This window comes from Deinococcus radiotolerans, assembly GCF_014647435.1.
Lineage (GTDB): Bacteria > Deinococcota > Deinococci > Deinococcales > Deinococcaceae > Deinococcus > Deinococcus radiotolerans.
Genome location: NZ_BMPE01000005.1, coordinates 164,957 through 180,454, shown reverse-complemented (window position 1 = coordinate 180,454; position 15,498 = coordinate 164,957). Strand labels below are relative to the sequence as shown.

General features: G+C 69.2%; 14 protein-coding genes. 7 read left to right on the top strand and 7 right to left on the bottom strand.

Features of this window, described 5'->3' with window-relative positions:
* Positions 1–83: 83 nt before the first annotated feature.
* The 5 genes from IEY63_RS11520 to IEY63_RS11500 all read right to left on the bottom strand — a co-directional run bounded on the left by IEY63_RS11520 (position 84) and on the right by IEY63_RS11500 (position 6,438).
* A complete protein-coding gene (locus tag IEY63_RS11520; protein WP_189069162.1) occupies positions 84–2,279 on the bottom strand; it encodes a beta strand repeat-containing protein in 2,196 nt (731 codons plus the stop codon).
* 86 nt (positions 2,280–2,365) lie between these two features.
* Complete coding sequence (locus tag IEY63_RS11515; protein ID WP_189069161.1) at positions 2,366–2,860, bottom strand: hypothetical protein; 495 nt, start codon at positions 2,858–2,860, stop codon at positions 2,366–2,368.
* A 266-nt stretch (positions 2,861–3,126) separates the two neighbouring features.
* Complete coding sequence (locus tag IEY63_RS11510) at positions 3,127–3,960, bottom strand: isoprenyl transferase (RefSeq protein ID WP_189069160.1); 834 nt, start codon at positions 3,958–3,960, stop codon at positions 3,127–3,129.
* 106 nt (positions 3,961–4,066) lie between these two features.
* Entirely contained in the window at positions 4,067–5,104 is a 1,038-nt protein-coding gene (gene mutY, locus IEY63_RS11505; RefSeq protein WP_189069159.1) for an A/G-specific adenine glycosylase, read from the bottom strand.
* A 50-nt stretch (positions 5,105–5,154) separates the two neighbouring features.
* Entirely contained in the window at positions 5,155–6,438 is a 1,284-nt protein-coding gene (locus IEY63_RS11500) for a hypothetical protein (RefSeq protein WP_308425226.1), read from the bottom strand.
* A 280-nt stretch (positions 6,439–6,718) separates the two neighbouring features.
* Here IEY63_RS11500 and IEY63_RS11495 point away from each other — a divergent pair, with 280 nt between their 5' ends.
* Together IEY63_RS11495 and IEY63_RS11490 are read left to right on the top strand one after the other, a co-directional pair.
* Entirely contained in the window at positions 6,719–7,126 is a 408-nt protein-coding gene (locus tag IEY63_RS11495) for a ketosteroid isomerase-related protein (RefSeq protein ID WP_189069158.1), read from the top strand.
* Complete coding sequence (locus IEY63_RS11490) at positions 7,123–7,728, top strand: GNAT family N-acetyltransferase (RefSeq protein ID WP_189069157.1); 606 nt, start codon at positions 7,123–7,125, stop codon at positions 7,726–7,728. The genes IEY63_RS11495 and IEY63_RS11490 overlap by 4 nt, the downstream gene beginning before the upstream one ends.
* On the opposite strand, the gene IEY63_RS11485 is transcribed toward IEY63_RS11490, so the two are convergent.
* Positions 7,718–7,957, bottom strand: a complete 240-nt coding sequence (locus IEY63_RS11485) for a hypothetical protein (RefSeq protein ID WP_189069156.1) — start codon at positions 7,955–7,957, stop codon at positions 7,718–7,720. The two genes, IEY63_RS11490 and IEY63_RS11485, sit on opposite strands and share 11 nt — an antisense overlap.
* 218 nt (positions 7,958–8,175) lie before the next feature.
* A complete protein-coding gene (locus IEY63_RS11480; RefSeq protein ID WP_189069155.1) occupies positions 8,176–8,760 on the bottom strand; it encodes a hypothetical protein in 585 nt (194 codons plus the stop codon).
* 137 nt (positions 8,761–8,897) lie between these two features.
* On the opposite strand from IEY63_RS11480, the gene IEY63_RS11475 reads away from it, so the two are divergent.
* From IEY63_RS11475 to IEY63_RS11455, 5 genes are all read left to right on the top strand, one after another.
* Positions 8,898–9,872, top strand: a complete 975-nt coding sequence (locus tag IEY63_RS11475) for a polyprenyl synthetase family protein (RefSeq protein ID WP_189069154.1) — start codon at positions 8,898–8,900, stop codon at positions 9,870–9,872.
* Positions 9,873–10,258: 386 nt separating this feature from the next.
* Entirely contained in the window at positions 10,259–11,503 is a 1,245-nt protein-coding gene (locus IEY63_RS11470) for a Glu/Leu/Phe/Val family dehydrogenase (RefSeq protein ID WP_189069153.1), read from the top strand.
* A gap of 103 nt (positions 11,504–11,606) precedes the next feature.
* Positions 11,607–12,929, top strand: coding sequence for a Glu/Leu/Phe/Val family dehydrogenase (locus IEY63_RS11465; RefSeq protein ID WP_189069152.1), 1,323 nt, complete (start codon positions 11,607–11,609; stop codon positions 12,927–12,929).
* A 115-nt stretch (positions 12,930–13,044) separates the two neighbouring features.
* Positions 13,045–14,997, top strand: coding sequence for an APC family permease (locus tag IEY63_RS11460; RefSeq protein ID WP_189069151.1), 1,953 nt, complete (start codon positions 13,045–13,047; stop codon positions 14,995–14,997).
* Between the two features lie 31 nt (positions 14,998–15,028).
* Positions 15,029–15,346: a hypothetical protein gene (locus IEY63_RS11455; protein WP_189069150.1), complete on the top strand. Its 318-nt coding sequence runs from the start codon at positions 15,029–15,031 to the stop codon at positions 15,344–15,346.
* Positions 15,347–15,498: the final 152 nt, after the last annotated feature.

The window sequence follows — 15,498 nt, the reverse complement described above, 5'->3', positions numbered from 1 at the left end:
CTGAAATGTGCGAAAATTCAAAGTTGCTTCTGTGTTGTGAACGGGCGTGCCCCACGCCAGTGCAGGGCACGCCCGGTTAGAACTTACTTGATGTTGACGGTGATGGTCATGTCCAGCGTGGCGCTGGGATCCAGGCTGCCGGGCTGGTTGCCCGTCTGGGTGGGGTCATCCACGGCCACGTAGACGCTGGTGCCGCTGGTGGGGGCGGTGGTGGTCCAGGTGTTGCCGTCGGTGCTGTAGATGACGGTCGTGCCGCTGGTGTCGGTGCCGCCGACCAGGGTGTTGCCGGTCACGGTGCCGGTCAGGCTCACGAAGTTCAGGTTGGTGTTCAGCGCGTCGGTCAGGTAGAACTTCTCGATGCGGGTGTTGTAGGTGTTCTTGCCGATGATCTTGTAGCTGTACGTGACGCCGGGCGCGTAGCTGGTGGTGTTCACCGCGCTGTAGTCGGCGGGGTTGGCCACGGAGCGGGGATCACTGCTGGTGCCGGTGCTGGCGGTGCCGTTCAGGACGTACTCGCTGCCGGTCGCGTAGCTGGTGGCGGTCTTCGTGAACTTCGCGACAGCCAGCGCGCCGTTCAGGGCCACGGTGATCTTGTCGTTGGTGTCGGTGGCCGTGATGCCGCTGTACACCGAGGTGACGCTCTGGTTGAGGAGGTAGCCGCTGGTGCCGGTGGTGTAGCTGACGTTCGCGGGCAGCGTCACGGAGGCGTTGACGTCCAGGGTGCCGTTGGCGCTGATGGCGCCCGTGGTGTACACGGGGATGGTGGCGGTCAGGCCGGTTCCGGCGTCCGTGACCGAGCGGGTGCCGGTCTGGGTGACGCCCGTGCCGCTGTAGTTGATGGGCACGATGGCCTGGCTGCCGTCGAGCAGTTTCACCACGGTGTAGCCCGAGAGGGTGTAGGTGTCGGCGTACTCGCCGGTGTTGGCGACCACCATCGGGAAGACGGCGGGGTTGCCAGCGGTGCCGGCCTGCACGGCCGCGTCGGTGACCTTGTCCCTGAACTGCAGCGCGGGCGGGTAGATGGTGTCGAAGGTGGTGTCGTCGACGGTGGTGTCGGTGTCGTTGCCCGATTCGGCGCCCACGGACACGTACACGGGGTAGGGGTTGGCGGTGTCTTGGTCGGGGTAGGTGACGGTGACGGTGTAGGTGCTGCTGCCAGTGGCGGGAACGGTCACGCTCGTCGCGCTGAGGGTCACGGTGGCGGTGGTGGTGCTGCCGTCCGGGTTGGTCTGCGTGACGGTGTACACGCCAGGGGTGGCGGTCGCGGTGACGGTCTGGCTGAAGCCGGTTACGGGGAAGGTGGTGCGGGGCACGACGCTCAGGGTCACCGGGTCGGCGACGGCCGCGCCGTTGCTGATGACGTTGGTGAAGACGACGGAGTCAGGGTTGGTGTCGGCGTCCGCTTTGGGGTAGGCGCTCTGCTCGTCGCCGGACACCGCGATCGGCGTGGTGCCGGAGGTGTAGCCGGGGACGGGGGTGCTGCCGGTGGGGGGCAGGGTAACTTTGGTGGTCCCGGGGTTGCTGGGATCATTGGTCAGCTGCACCTTGATGATCTTGGCGCTGTTGTACTGCCACCACAGGTCGTCGTACGCGGGGGTGGCGGGATCCTTCTGTTCGGTGGCGCTCACGTTGGCGGTGCCGCTCCAGACTTGGCCGGTGGCGATGGGTGTGGCCCCGACGACCACGTCGGCGAGTCCGGTGGCAGTGTAGACCTGGTAGAAGCTCACGATGCCTGAGTTGGTCTCGACTGTCCCGGTGGCGGGATCGTCGCCCTGGACGGGCAGGGTGATGGTCGTGACGGCGGTGGCGGCCGCCAGTTCCGCGTTGCTCACGATGCCGTCGCCGTTGGTGTCGGGGTTGGTCAGGAAGTACAGGACGTTGCTGACGCCGCTGGTGCTGTCGGAGCTCAAGGTGATGTCCTGCGCGGCGTTGCCGTTGTTGACTGCCACGTACGGGAAGACCACGCGGGTGCCCGGCACGACGTTGGTGCGCTGGTGGGTGGCGGGGGCGTTGGCGGTGGTGTCGGTGGCGTCGCTGTCGCCGCCGGCGGGGTAGGTGATGTTGAAGCCGTACTTGGGCAGTACGGTGGTGCTCACGGTGTTGGAGCTGGCGCTCAGGGTGTTGCTGGTGTTGGAGGGGTCCTGGAAGGTGGCGGAGGCGGTGTTGGTGATGGTTACGCCCGCGTTGGTGAGGTTGCCGGTGCGGCTGACAGTGGCCTGAGCGGCGGCCGTGCCGGCGGCCAGTGCGGCCATGAGCGTGAACAGGTGGGTGGTTTTCATTGAACTCCTCCGTGAGCGGTTGGCGGGGCGGCAGGGGGTAAGGCGTTCAGGCGCGCGTGCCCCTGGACGTCCCGGGTGGGGTGGGGTTACTTGACCTGAACGCGGTAGCCGAGTTTCAGGGTGCCGTTCGGGCTGAGTTCGCTCACGGTCCAGCGGACGGTGGTGTACTCGTTGGGGTTCACGGTGACGTCACGGGTGACGCTCTTGCCGTTCTCGGTGACGGTCACGCGGCGTTTCAGGGGGGCGGGGGCGAAGGTCTTGCCGCCGTCGATGGAGTACTGCGCCTGGGCGCCGTCCAGTTCTTTTTCCATGTTCAGGTAGCGGGTGTCTTTGGGGACGGGCAGGGTGACGGGGAACTGGCGCACGGTCTTGTCGCTGCTGTTGCGTACGGTGACGACCTGGCTGATGACGTCGCCGGGCAGGGTGGTCTTGGGGTTGGCGGTGAGTTGCTCGGTGGCCTTGCCGTTGACTTTGACGGTGCTGACGAGGGACAGGACGAGGTTCAGGCTGACGGGGCTGGCGGTCTGCGCGGCGGCCGCGCCGGCGGCACTGATGATCAGGATGAATTTCAGGTGTTTCATATGCTTCTCCTTCCAGAAAGCGCTGTGGCGCGGTGGCGCTCTTTGACTGTTCTCACGGTAAGAAGCGGCTTCTTACGCGCTGCTTACACGGGGCCGGGACGGGTGGAGGTCGTGTGGACGCCTGCCGCGGGTCGCCGGGGCGGCGCGGCGGGTAGCGGTGAAGGATTGCGCGTCGTTTACGGCAAATTTCACATTCGCGGGTGGTGTGGCGGCGTGGCCTGTCCAGCTGGACGCTGCGGGGTGGCCCCCGGCGGGTGGGGCGCGGGTCAGCGGCCGAAGCGGCGGTCGCGGCCCTGGTAGTCGCGCAGGGCGCGCAGGAAGTCCACGCGGCGGAAGCCGGGCCAGTACACGTCGCAGAAGTAGTACTCGGAGTACACGCTCTGCCAGAGCATGAAGCCTGACAGGCGGATCTCGCCGCTGGTGCGGATGATGAAGTCCGGGTCGGGGGTGTCTGCGGCGTACAGGTGGGCGCTGATGTCGTCTGGTGTCAGGTGCTGCGCGGCGTCGGTCAGGCTGAGTCCGGCGTTGGCCTGCGCTTGGAGGTGGGCTTTGACGGCGTCCACGATTTCCTCACGGCCGCCGTAGCCGACGGCAATGTTGAGGCGCATGCCGTCGTAGTGGGCCGTTTTGGTTTCCAGGTCCTGGAGGGCGGCGAGCACCTGGGGGGGGAAGCCGCCGTGCTGCCCGATGGCGCGGACGCGGACGCGGTTGGCATGGATGCGGGGGTCGGTGGCCAGCGCCCGGGCTTCTTTTTCCAGCAGGGACAGGATGTGCGCGAGTTCCTGCGGGTCGCGGCTGCGGTTGTCGGTGGACAGCACCCAGATGGTCGCGGCGGGGATGCCGAGTTCCAGGCACCAGTGCAGGACCTCATGGGCCTTGTCCGCGCCGATGGAGTGCCCGAGTTCGCGTTGCAGGCCGCTGGCGCGGGCGAAGCGGCGGTTGCCGTCGAGGATCAGGCCCAGGTGCTGTGGGAGTCGGCCGTGGGTGCGGACCTCGCGGGCGAGCCGCTGCTCGTAACCCCAGACCAGGGCGCTGCGGACGGTGTTCCTGACGGTCTGAACGGTCCGGAGAGCCAGCTGGGCGGCGGGAAGGGACTTCACGGGGCCAGTCTACTGTGTGCGTTCAGGCGCGCGTCCGCGGAAAGATGCATGAGGGCGCAGGTCATCACAGGATTCTGACAGCCTCCCGGCGCGGCTGGGGGGGTGGTCAGGTGGGTGGGGTCAGGAGGGGCGTCATGAGGTTCAGGGCCTTGCGGTCCAGGCGGGACAGGGCGGCGCGGGAGACGTCCTGCGGCGCGGGGCCGCCGGTGGCGCGGTAGACGTGCAGGGTGACGCGGCGGTGGGTCATGGCGTGCGTGACCTGTCCCAGGGTCTCGCCCGGGGTGGCGTGCAGGCGATTGCACAGCGCCGCGATGGCCTGCGCCTGCGCGGCGGGCTGGGCGGGGTCGAAGCTCTGGCTGGGCAGGCCCATCAGGCCGCCCAGCAGCGTGCCGGTGCGTTCTTCCAGCGCGGCGTGCTCCGGGGTGCCGATCAGGACGGCCACGGCGTGCAGGTCCTGCACGGCCGGGCGGGGTTTCGGGGCGGGGTAGGCGGTGGGGGTGCCCAGCGCGGCGGCCTGGCACCAGGGGCTCAGTGGGCAGCGGTGGCACTGCGGCGCTTTCGGGGTGCAGATGGTCGCGCCGAGGTCCATGACCGCTTCGTTCCACGCGCCGGGCCGGTCTGGGTCCAGCAGGGTGTCGGCGTGGGCCTGCACCCAGGCGGGCGTGGGCTGGGGGTGGGCGTGCAGTCGGGCCAGGACGCGGCGGACGTTGCCGTCGTTCACGGCGTGCGCGGCGTTCTGCGTGAGGCTGCTCAGGGCGGCGGCGGTGTAGGGGCCCACGCCGGGCAGGGCCAGCCAGCCCGCGTGGTCGTGCGGGTAGCCGTGGGCGGCGACGTGCTGCGCGGCGCGGTGCAGGTTGCGGGCGCGGGCGTAGTACCCGCAGCCCTCCCAGGCTTTCAGCACGGCCTCCTGGGGCGCGGCGGCCAGGGCGTGCACGGTGGGGAAACTGTCCAGGAAGCGCTGGTAGTACGTCAGGCCCCGCGCGACCTGTGTCTGCTGGAGGAGCACCTCGGCCACCCAGGCGCGGTAGGGGTCGCGGCGCCCTTCGGGGCCGTGACGCCAGGGCAGGTCACGGCCGTTCCGGTCGAACCAGCCGAGCAGGGCCGAGCGGACGCGGGTCAGTTCGGCGGGGGTGAAGTCAGGCACCGCGCCAGTGTAGGGGCGCGGTGCGGGGCGGATCGTGTGCGGGGTTCGGGTCAGGCGGGCACGGCTTCGCGCAGGGGGACGCGGGTGCGGCGGCGCAGGCCCTCGGCGTATTCGGCCAGTTCGCTCAGCAGGTCGGTGACGCCGCTGCGCAGCAGGTACTGGCCGCCGGGCAGGGGCGTCAGGGCCAGGAAGGGCGCGCGGGTCAGGGTGTCGAGGATGCTGCCCAGCTCGGCGTAGTTCACGCCGCTGCCCAGCCGCTCGGCGAGGCGCTGCACGCTGACCAGGGAATGCGCGGGCTGCTGCGCCAGGGTCAGCAGGACCGCGCTGAACGCGCCGCGCTGCGCGAGGTGCGCGCCCACGAGTTCCGCGACGCTGGCCGCGGCCTCGAGGTCCACGCTGCCGGCCTTCCAATAGCCGCGCAGGTCCACCGGGGTGAGGGGGGCCAGCTGGGCGTGTTCGGTCAGGGCTTCCAGGGCCTCGCGGGTCAGGCGGGGGGTATTCACGGCGCGGTCGGCCTCGCCGGTCAGGAGGACGCAGTAGTCGGCGCGTTCCTTCCAGGCGTCGGCGCGCACGGCGGCCTCGCTGGTGGCGATCAGCACGGCGTAGCTGTGAGCGCCCAGTTCGGCGTTCAGGCGCAGCACGCCGCTGCCCAGGTCTTCCAGGCGGTAGCCAGTCAGGCGGGCCAGTTCGGCCAGGTGCGCGGCGTCGTCGCGGCTCCTGATGGGGGCGGGGGGCGGGCTGGGCTGGGGCTGGCGGGGCGCGTCGAAGCGCACGTCCAGGGGCCGCACGGTGGGTTTGGTGGGGGCAGGGCGCGCGGCGAGCGGGACGGCAGCCTGGGCCGGCGTGGTGACGCGGGGGGCGGGCTCTGGCGTGGGCCGTTCAGTGGGGGCGGTCGGCTCGGAGGGGGCGGCCCGGGTGCTGGTGGGTTCGGCGCTCAGGGCCAGTGGGGCGCGCACTTCCTGAAGGCGCACCTCGCGCACGTGGGGCGTGGTGGCCACGACCACGCGGCGCGTTTCCGGCGCTTTGGGCTGCTCGCGGCGGGGCGCGGGTGGGGGCGCGTGGGGTTTGACGATGGAGTCCACCTGGAAGCGGCCCGGGGTGAGGGGCGTGATCATCAGCACGTCGTTCACGCCGAGGTTCTGCGCGTGGTACAGGCTGCCCAACCCGGTGACGGCGCGGCGCTGGAGGTCCACCTGGGCGTGGTGTTCCTGGCCGTGATCATCGACCAGCACGACGGGCCCGGCGCTGGGGAAGGTGCCCTCCAGGTACTTGAGGAGGCGCAGGCTGCCTTCCTGTAGGCAGGGGCGGGTGATGATGTAGCGCAGAGCTTTCACGCGAGGTTCCTCCAGTGGGCCGCTTCCCGGGCAGGGTGTCACGATTACTGCTGAATAAAGTGTTCCTAAAGTAGCAGATTCCCGGCTGTCAAGCGCGTGAATTTCTTTCAGTCGGCCCGGATTGGCCTGACGACTGCCTGAAGGGTGATGCGTTTTCATGAAAAACCTCTGTTTTTTCCCTGAATGTCCCATGAAGAGGCCGCACGTGCAGCGACACCAGACGCTTCCGGACCGCGGGACATAGAGGGGCCGCGCGCAGACTGCGCGGTATGGTGCAGGCATGCACCGCGATACCCTCGCCCTGATTGAGCAGTACTACGCGGCCTTCAATGCCGCCGATTTCGGGGGCATGCTGGCCCTGTTGACGGAGGACGTGCGACACGACATCAATGAGGGCGATACCCAGGTGGGCCTGGAGGCCTTCCGCGCGTTTCTGGCCAAGATGGACGCCCACTACCGCGAGCAGGCCCGCGATCTGGTCGTCATGACGACGCCCGATGGCACGCGCGCCAGCGCGGAGTTCGTCATTCACGGCGAGTACCTCCGCACCGATCCTGGCCTGCCTGAGGCGCGTGGCCAGCGCTACGAGCTGCCGGTCGGCGCGTTCTTCGAGGTGCGCGGCGGGCGGATCGCGCGGGTCACGAACTACTACAACCTCGCGGACTGGTCCCGGCAGGTGGGTGCTTGAGCCTGACCGTCCAGGCGGTGCGCGGGCCGGCACTGGCGCCGTTCCTGCCGGACCTGGCGCAACTGCGCATTGACGTGTTCCGCGAGTTTCCCTACCTGTACGGCGGCAGCGCCGCGTACGAGGAGCGTTACCTGCGTACGTACCTGGACGCGCCGGACGCCGTGATGATCCTGGCGCGCGACGGGACGCGGGTGGTGGGGGCCAGCAGCGCCCTGCCGCTGACGCAGGAAACCCCGGAGATCCGCGCGCCATTTCACGCGCCGGAGTTCGACCCGGCGGACGTGCTGTACCTGGGCGAGAGCGTCCTGCGGCCAGAGTACCGCGGCCGGGGCCTGGGGCACGCGTTTTTCGATGGGCGCGAGGCGCACGCCCGCACGCTGGGGCTGGGGGTCACCGCGTTCTGCGCCGTGCAGCGCGCGCCGGATCATCCGACCCGCCCGGCGTCGTACCGGCCTCTGCATGCGTTCTGGGCTGCGCGCGGCTACGTGGAGCGGCCGGACCTGCACATCACGCTGTCCTGGCCGGACCTGGGCGGGGACGGCCACGACACGCCCAAACCCATGCGCTTCTGGGTGCGGCGGGAGGGGCCAGTCAGCGCTTGAGGTTGGGGTGATTCTGGGCGCGCTTCTCGGCGTCCTCGCGCCTGCGGGTCTGCGCCCAGCCGTAGGAACGGACGGCGTCCACCGTGAACCACACCGCGAGCACGGCGGCCACGGCGCCCCACAGGACGTGCCCGCCGGTCAGCCCGGCGTACGCACCCCAGGCGCAGAGGGCCGCCAGCAGCAGACTGAACGCGAAGACGATATGGGGGGGAACGCGGCGACCGAACATGGCCTCAGTGTAGCCAGCTGGGTCTGACAGTCTCCTACACAGCGCAGGAGCGGGCGTGCCCCGGCTCATGGGCCCTCGACCCGCCTGGCCACCTTCACTGGAGGACCAGCGACTCTGGTGAACGCCCGGGCTGCGGCTGCTCTCCCCTGCGGGCCGGGCCTCCATGGGGCGCGGCCCACTCTGGAAGACCAGAAGTGGGCCGCGCGTGCAGGTTGACTCTAGTGGCGTTCGCTGTGCAGCTGTCCGGCGCCCACCGCGTCTTCGAGTTTCACGGCGCCGTGCTTGCGCATGACGCTCAGGGCCTCGTCGGCGCGCACGCCGCTGGGGTCGCGGGCGATGACCATGATGTGGCCGCCCTTCATGCCGCCGTAGAACTTCTCGGCCTGCTCGGCGGGGACGCCCATGCGGCGCAGCAGGTTCACGAAGTCGCCGTGGTCGCTGCCGGCCAGCGCGCCGAACAGGCCGCCCAGGGCGGCGCCACCGATCACGCCGAACAGGATGCCCAGCACGCCGCCGTGGGCGTAGACGCGGGTGATGGGAATGATCAGCAGCAGCAGCCAGATCGGCACGGTCAGGACCACGCCGCCCAGGATGCCCAGCCACGCGCCCTTGATGACGGCGGCCGACCCGGCGGGCTGGCCGACTTCGGGGCTCACGCCGGTCTGCTGCGCGATGTCCTCCTGCGCGACGACGTCGGTCAGGGCAAAGCCGAGGTGGTCACGGTCAAAGCCGCGCTGCAGGAGGGTCTGCAGCGCCCCCTGCGCCTGCTGGGGTTCGCGGAACAGAGCAACGACACTTTCCATACCCTGCTTTGTAGCATGAGGAGCATGTGACCTGCGAGGGACAAAGCGCTCGGCGGGGCGCGGAAGCCTTCATGCCCGGGACGGAAGCTGGGGGGGGTGGTACGTTTGGCTGCCCCGGTCCTCCCTATACTGCGCGCATGACTGGCCTTCTCACCCTCGGCCTGCCGGATGCGGCGTTCGATGCGCGGCTGCGCGAGGTGCTGCGGTCACGGGTGGAGTTCATCGAGCTGATCGGGGATGACCTGGTCGCGGCGGGCGGGAAGCGCGTGCGGCCCACGATTGCGCTGCTGGCGGCGCAGGCGCTGGGTGCCGGCCCGGACCGCGCGGACTGGGGGGCCGTGCGGGACCTGGGCGTGTGCGTGGAGTTGCTGCACTCTGCGTCGCTGCTGCACGACGACCTGATCGACGACGCGGATACGCGGCGGGGGCAGCAGGCGGCGTTCCGGCGCTTCGGGAACGTGGTGAGCGTCATGAGTGGCGATTTCATGCTGGCGCGGCTGCTGGGGCTGCTCTCGGGCATGCCGGGCGGCGCGGCCCTAACCCGCATGTTCGGCGAGACCGCCAGCGTGATCTGCGAGGGCGAGGTCCTGCAGTTTCAGGTCGCGGCGTATCAGGAGTACGCCCTGGAGCACTACCTGACGGTGATTCATGGGAAGACGGCCGCCCTGACGCAGCTGGCCGCTGAGGCCCCGGCGGTGCTGCTGGGCGCGCCTGCGGCGCAGCGTGAGGCGCTGGCCACGTTTGGGCTGGAGTACGGCATGGCCTTCCAGATGCAGGACGACCTGCTGGATCTGGCGGCTGATGAGGTGACGCTGGGCAAGCCGGTGGGCGGTGACCTGCGCGAGGGTAAGGCGACGTTCCCGCTGCTGCATCTGCTGCACGGGCCTCACGGGGACGAGGTGCGCGAGGTGCTGGAGCGACGCGCTGCCCATGAGGGGGACATAGCGCGTGTGCAGGCCCTGGCGGCGCAGGAGGGGGCCTTCGAGGCAACCCGCGCCGAGGTGCGCCGCCGGGCGTGGCTGGCGGTGGACGCGCTGAGGGCGCTGCCCGCCGGGGACGCGCGGGACGCGCTGGAACGGCTGGCGGTGCGCGAGATCGAACGCAGCCGCTGAGTGAGGTCAGCTGGAGGGGAGCCCACGCGGCTCCTCCTTTATTTTGGGCCGGGTTCAGACTTGCCTGCCGCGTCCGGTGGCCTGGGACACAGCGCAGGACCAAGAGCCTGTGATGCCGGGGGGCTGCCTTGCCGTTCGGCAGGTACCTGAGGCCTGGAGCAGCTGAGCCGGAAGTGGAACCGGTTCAGGTTTTACGCGTGTTTGGCGTGAGAAAATGGGGTTGACGCCCCTGTGGATACTGGATACAACTTCGGAGGCTGGCTGGACATCATCGTGGGACGTCAGGCCCCCGCGCCTGTCTATGCGTCTCACTGGGCGCGTGTATGCTGCGCCTGAGCCAATCACCCTTTCACCCCAATTCCCACCGAAGGGAAGGAGACCGTCAAATGCGGGCATCAGGACTCAACTGGCAGGGCCTCATGGAGCAACTCCAGCAGGCACTGCCCCACTGCGAGGTCACGGACCAGTCCCTCGCGTACTTCAAGTACCCCAAACGCACCGTCAGTGTGAACCTCCCCGTGCGCATGGACGACGGCAACATCCGCGTGTTCCGCGGCTACCGCACCGTGCACAGCACCTCGCGCGGACCCAGCATGGGCGGCGTGCGCCTGCGCGAGGGCGTCAACGCCCACGAGTGCGAGGTGCTCGCCGCGATCATGACCCTCAAGGCCGCCGTGGCCGACCTGCCCCTGGGCGGCGCCAAGGGCGGCGTGGACGTCGATCCCGCGACGCTCAGCCCGCACGAACTGGAGGGCGTGGTGCGCCGCTACACCAGCGAACTGGTGGAACTGATCGGCCACAACGAGGACATCCTCGCGCCCGACGTGGGCAGCGACGCGCAGGCGATGGCCTGGATGCTCGACACGTACAACGAGAACACCGGCACGACCAGCAATGGCGTCGTGGTCGGCAAGCCCATCCCGCTGGGCGGCAGCTACGGCAGCAAGGACGCCCGGGGCCGCAGCGCCGCACTGGTCGCCGCGCGCGTGCTGGAGGACCGGGGCGAGAGCCTCAGCCGAGCCAAGGTCGCCGTGTACGGCTTCGGGGACGTGGGCCGCCGCGCCGCGCAGACCCTCGCCGCGCAGGGCGCCCTGGTCATCGCGGTGTCCGACCAGGACGGCGCGACCTTCGCCAGCTCCGGCCTGGACCTGGACGCCCTGTCCGCGTACCGCGAGGAACGCGGCAGCGTCGCCGGATTCGCCACCGACATCACCCCCGCCGAGGTCACCGAGCTGGACGTGGACGTCCTGATGCTCGCCTACGACTACGGCACCGTGAACGCCGGGAACGCCCACGCCATCCGCGCCCGCTACGTCGTGGAGGCCACCAACCGCGCCGTGCTGCCTGAAGCAGAACGCTTCCTGACCACCCAGGGCGTGCAGGTCATTCCCGACCTGATCGCCAGCATCGGCGGCGTGGTCGTGAACTACCTGGAATGGGTGCAGGACGCCAGCAACTTCTTCTGGACGGAAGAGGAAATCGAAGCCGCCATCGACCAGCGCGTGAACGTGGCCGTCAGTGACGTCATGCAGGTGGCCCGCACCCGCGGCACCGACGTGCGCACCGCCGCGTACGCCCTGGCCCTGAACCGCCTGCATAGCGCCACCGTGATGCGCGGCGTGTACCCATAACCGCCTTCCCAGCACGCTGAATTCAGCGGCCACGCGCGGGCCGCCCCGCGCGGCGAAGACGAACCACCACCTCTACCCCCTCTCCTTTCCTGGAGGCACTGCCATGACCGCCACGCAAGATCCGACCAACAGCACTGGGCCCAAATCCGGCGCGCACGCCATTCCCAGCTACCTCGACCCGAACAACATCGGGCCGTACGAGATCTACCTCGAGCAGGTCGAGCGGGTCACGCCGTACCTCGGCAAGCTCGCCTACTGGGCCGAGACCCTCAAGCGGCCCAAGCGCATCCTGGTCGTGGACGTACCGATCCACCTTGATGACGGCACGGTCGCGCACTTCGAGGGGTACCGCGTGCAGCACAACACGTCGCGCGGGCCCGCCAAGGGTGGCGTGCGCTACCACCAGGACGTGACGCTCAGCGAGGTCATGGCCCTGTCGGCGTGGATGACCGTGAAGAACGCCGCCGTGAACCTCCCGTACGGGGGCGGCAAGGGCGGCATCCGCATTGACCCGCGTAAGTACAGCACGGGCGAACTGGAGCGCCTGACCCGCCGTTACACCACCGAGATCGGCCTGATCATTGGGCCGGAGAAGGACATTCCTGCGCCGGACGTGAACACCAACCCGCAGACCATGGCGTGGATGATGGACACGTACTCCATGAACGTGGGCCGCACCGCGACCGGCGTCGTGACCGGCAAGCCCGTGTCGCTGGGCGGCAGCCTGGGCCGCGGGGACGCCACCGGGCGCGGCGTGTTCGTGACCGGCGCGGAGGCCATGAAGAAACTCGGGATGCCCATGCAGGGCGCGCGGGTGGCGGTGCAGGGCTTCGGGAACGTGGGTGAGGCCGCCGCGCGCATCTTCCATGAGCACGGCGCGAAGATCGTCGCCATTCAGGACGTGACCGGCACGGTCTACAGCGACGCCGGGATCGACCCGAAGGCGGCGCTGGAGCACCTGCGCCGCACCGGCAAGATCACCGAACTGCCCGGTACCGAAGAAATCAAGCGGGACGAGTTCTGGGGCGTGGACTGCGACGTGATGATTCCCGCCGCGCTGGAAAAGCAGATCACCCTGGCGAACGCCGGGCAGATCAAGGCGAAACTGATCGTCGAGGGCGCCAACGGCCCTACCATTCCCGCCGCGGACGACCTGCTCGCCGAGCGGGGCGTGACGGTCGTGCCGGACGTGCTGGCCAACGCGGGCGGCGTGACCGTATCGTACTTCGAGTGGGTGCAGGACTTCAGCTCGTTCTTCTGGACCGAAGACGAGATCAACAAGCGCCTGGACCGCATCATGAGTGAGGCCTTCGGCAGCCTGTGGGACGTCAAGGAACGCCACGGCGTGACGCTGCGCACCGCCGTATACATCGTGGCCTGCACCCGCGTCCTTGAGGCGCGCGCGCTGCGCGGCCTGTACCCCTGAGAAACGCCGCCGGGCCCTGAGGCTCGTGCGCGCCCGGCGCCGGGTGATGCCTCCCCCAGATCGTGAGGGGAGGCACCTTTCTTTTCCGCTGGGAAAGGCGGATACTCCGCGAGTCATGCCGTCCTCGCCGCTGAGGCCCCTGTCACAGAAAGTCTCCCGCTGGGTGCTCCAGCAGGAGGATCACCCGCAGCAGGAGGGCTTCTACGAGGCCGAGGGTGAGGTCAGGGCGCACGAGCGTCAGCACCCCTGGTGGAAGGTGATGTGCCTGACCGGGGTGGACTACTTCAGCACGCTGGGCTACCAGCCGGGCATCGCGGCGCTGGCCGCTGGGGCCGTGTCCCCGTTTGCCACGCTGGTGCTGGTGCTGGTGACCCTCTTCGGCGCACTGCCCATGTACCGCCGGGTGGCGGAGGACAGCCCGCACGGGGACGGGTCAATCAGCATGCTCGAGCGGCTGCTGTCGTACTGGCCCAGCAAGTTCCTGGTGCTGTCCCTGATCGGCTTCGTGGCGACCGGATTCATCATCACGATCACGCTGTCCGCCGCGGACGCCTCGGCGCACCTGATCGAGAACCCGTTCCTGAAATCGGCGCTGGAGGGCCATCAGGTGGGCGTGACGCTGCTGCTGTTGCTGCTGCTGGGCGCCGTGTTCCTCAAGGGGTTCAAGGAGGCCATCGGGATTGCGGTGGTGCTGGTCGTGGCGTACCTGGCCCTGAGCGCCGTGGTGATCGGCAAGGGCGCGCAGGTGATCCTGGCCCAGCCGGACCTAGTGCAGAACTGGCTGGGCAGCCTGCACGCGGGGTTCGGCTCGCCGCTGGCGCTGATCGGCGCGGCGCTGCTGGTGTTCCCGAAGCTGGCGCTGGGCCTGTCGGGCTTCGAGACGGGCGTGGTCGTCATGCCCCTAATCGAGGGGGACAAGGGGGACACGGAGGAGAAACCCACCGGGCGCATCCGCAACGGTAAGCGGCTGCTGACCACGGCGGCCCTGCTGATGAGTGCCTTCCTGATCACGAGCAGTCTGGTGACCACCCTGCTGATTCCGGCGGCGCAGTTCCAGCCGGGCGGCGAGGCGAATGGGCGCGCGCTGGCGTTCCTGGCGCACACGTACCTGGGCGAGTGGTTCGGCACGGCGTACGACGTGAGTACCATTCTGATCCTGTGGTTCGCGGGCGCCAGCGCCATGGCGGGCCTGCTGAACATCGTGCCGCGTTACCTGCCCCGCTACGGCATGGCGCCCGAGTGGACGCGGCTGCACCGCCCGCTGGTGCTGATCTACCTGCTGATCGCGTTCGTGGTGACGGTGGCGTTCCGCGCGAACGTGGACGCGCAGGCGGCGGCGTACGCGACCGGCGTGCTGGCTATGATGACCTCCGCGGCGGTCGCGGTGTGCCTGACAGCCATCCGGCGCCGCCAGCCGGGCGTGGCGCGGGCCTTCGGGGTGATCAGCGCCATCTTCGTGTACACCAGCGCCGTGACGATCTTCAGCAACCCGCAGGGCCTGCTGATCGCGCTGCTGTTCATCGTGCTGATCCTCGCCGTGGGGATCAGCTCCCGCATTTCGCGGTCGTTCGAGCTGAGGGTCAGTCAGGTGCAGTTTGACGACGCGGCCATCCAGGTCCTCAAGACGCACCCGATCCGCCCGCTGCGCTTCGTGTGCCACCACCCGGGACGGTCGGCCGAGTCGGAGTACAGCAAGCAGGAGCTGCGGGTGCGGCAGATGGTGCACCTCCCGGAGGATGAGCCGTTCCTGTTCCTGGAGGTGGAGGTGGACGACGCGAGCGAGTTCACGGACGTAGTTGAGGTCACGGGCCTGAACGTCGGGCCGTACTCGATCCTGCGGGCGCGCGGGTCGAGCATTCCGAATACGATTGCGGCCGTGATGCTCACCCTGCGCAAGAAGGGCGCGCCGCCGCAGGTGTACATGCGCTGGACCGAGGAGAGCCCCCTGCAACTGGCGCTGGACTTCGTGATCGGTGGGCGCGGGGACGTGCCCCCCCTGACACGCGAGATCCTGCGCCGCGCCGAACCGGACCGGGACCGTCGGCCCATCGTGCACGTGGGCGGCTGATGACTGCTGGTTGCCGGTTCGCGCGGCGCCCATGATGTGGGAGCAGCTGACGACGCTGTTTGATCCGCTGGTACCTGCGCCTCTGCATCCAGTTGCTCTGCCAACGCCGGAGAGGATCGCTGGGATCAACCGGCACTTCGGGACCTGGTTCGCCGGTCTGGGCCCGGATGAGGCGTCTCCCACGCACGTCCTGTCCGTCAATCGGCGCGCCACGACGCCAGAGGCGGGGCAGACGGACGCACCGGACACGCTGGTCATCTTCAACCAGGGCTATGACGGGGATGACGACAGGCTCGACGCGACCGCCTGGGTGAACGGCCGTGGAGCGTACAGGATCGTGTCCTGGTGACCTGGGCTCAGCCGCGTATCGGCGTACAGCGTGCGTCAATACCTGGAACGGCAGGTGGCTGGCTGGCGGGCGTGAGGGTCAGTATCAAATAGCCCTCGCCTCCGATGCGTCACGGGCCTCCTGGATCTCTTGAGCGAATCTTAGACTTGAGC

Bases quoted from the DNA above. Each gene is read 5' to 3' on its own strand.
- IEY63_RS11495 (WP_189069158.1), top strand. From the start codon at position 6,719: ATGCACCGCGATACCCTCGCCCTGATTGAGCAGTACTACGCGGCCTTC.
- IEY63_RS11460 (WP_189069151.1), top strand. From the start codon at position 13,045: ATGCCGTCCTCGCCGCTGAGGCCCCTGTCACAGAAAGTCTCCCGCTGG.
- IEY63_RS11470 (WP_189069153.1), top strand. From the start codon at position 10,259: ATGCGGGCATCAGGACTCAACTGGCAGGGCCTCATGGAGCAACTCCAG.
- IEY63_RS11485 (WP_189069156.1), bottom strand. From the start codon at position 7,957: ATGTTCGGTCGCCGCGTTCCCCCCCATATCGTCTTCGCGTTCAGTCTG.
- IEY63_RS11480 (WP_189069155.1), bottom strand. From the start codon at position 8,760: ATGGAAAGTGTCGTTGCTCTGTTCCGCGAACCCCAGCAGGCGCAGGGG.
- IEY63_RS11475 (WP_189069154.1), top strand. From the start codon at position 8,898: ATGACTGGCCTTCTCACCCTCGGCCTGCCGGATGCGGCGTTCGATGCG.
- IEY63_RS11455 (WP_189069150.1), top strand. From the start codon at position 15,029: ATGATGTGGGAGCAGCTGACGACGCTGTTTGATCCGCTGGTACCTGCG.
- IEY63_RS11465 (WP_189069152.1), top strand. From the start codon at position 11,607: ATGACCGCCACGCAAGATCCGACCAACAGCACTGGGCCCAAATCCGGC.
- IEY63_RS11515 (WP_189069161.1), bottom strand. From the start codon at position 2,860: ATGAAACACCTGAAATTCATCCTGATCATCAGTGCCGCCGGCGCGGCC.
- IEY63_RS11520 (WP_189069162.1), bottom strand. From the start codon at position 2,279: ATGAAAACCACCCACCTGTTCACGCTCATGGCCGCACTGGCCGCCGGC.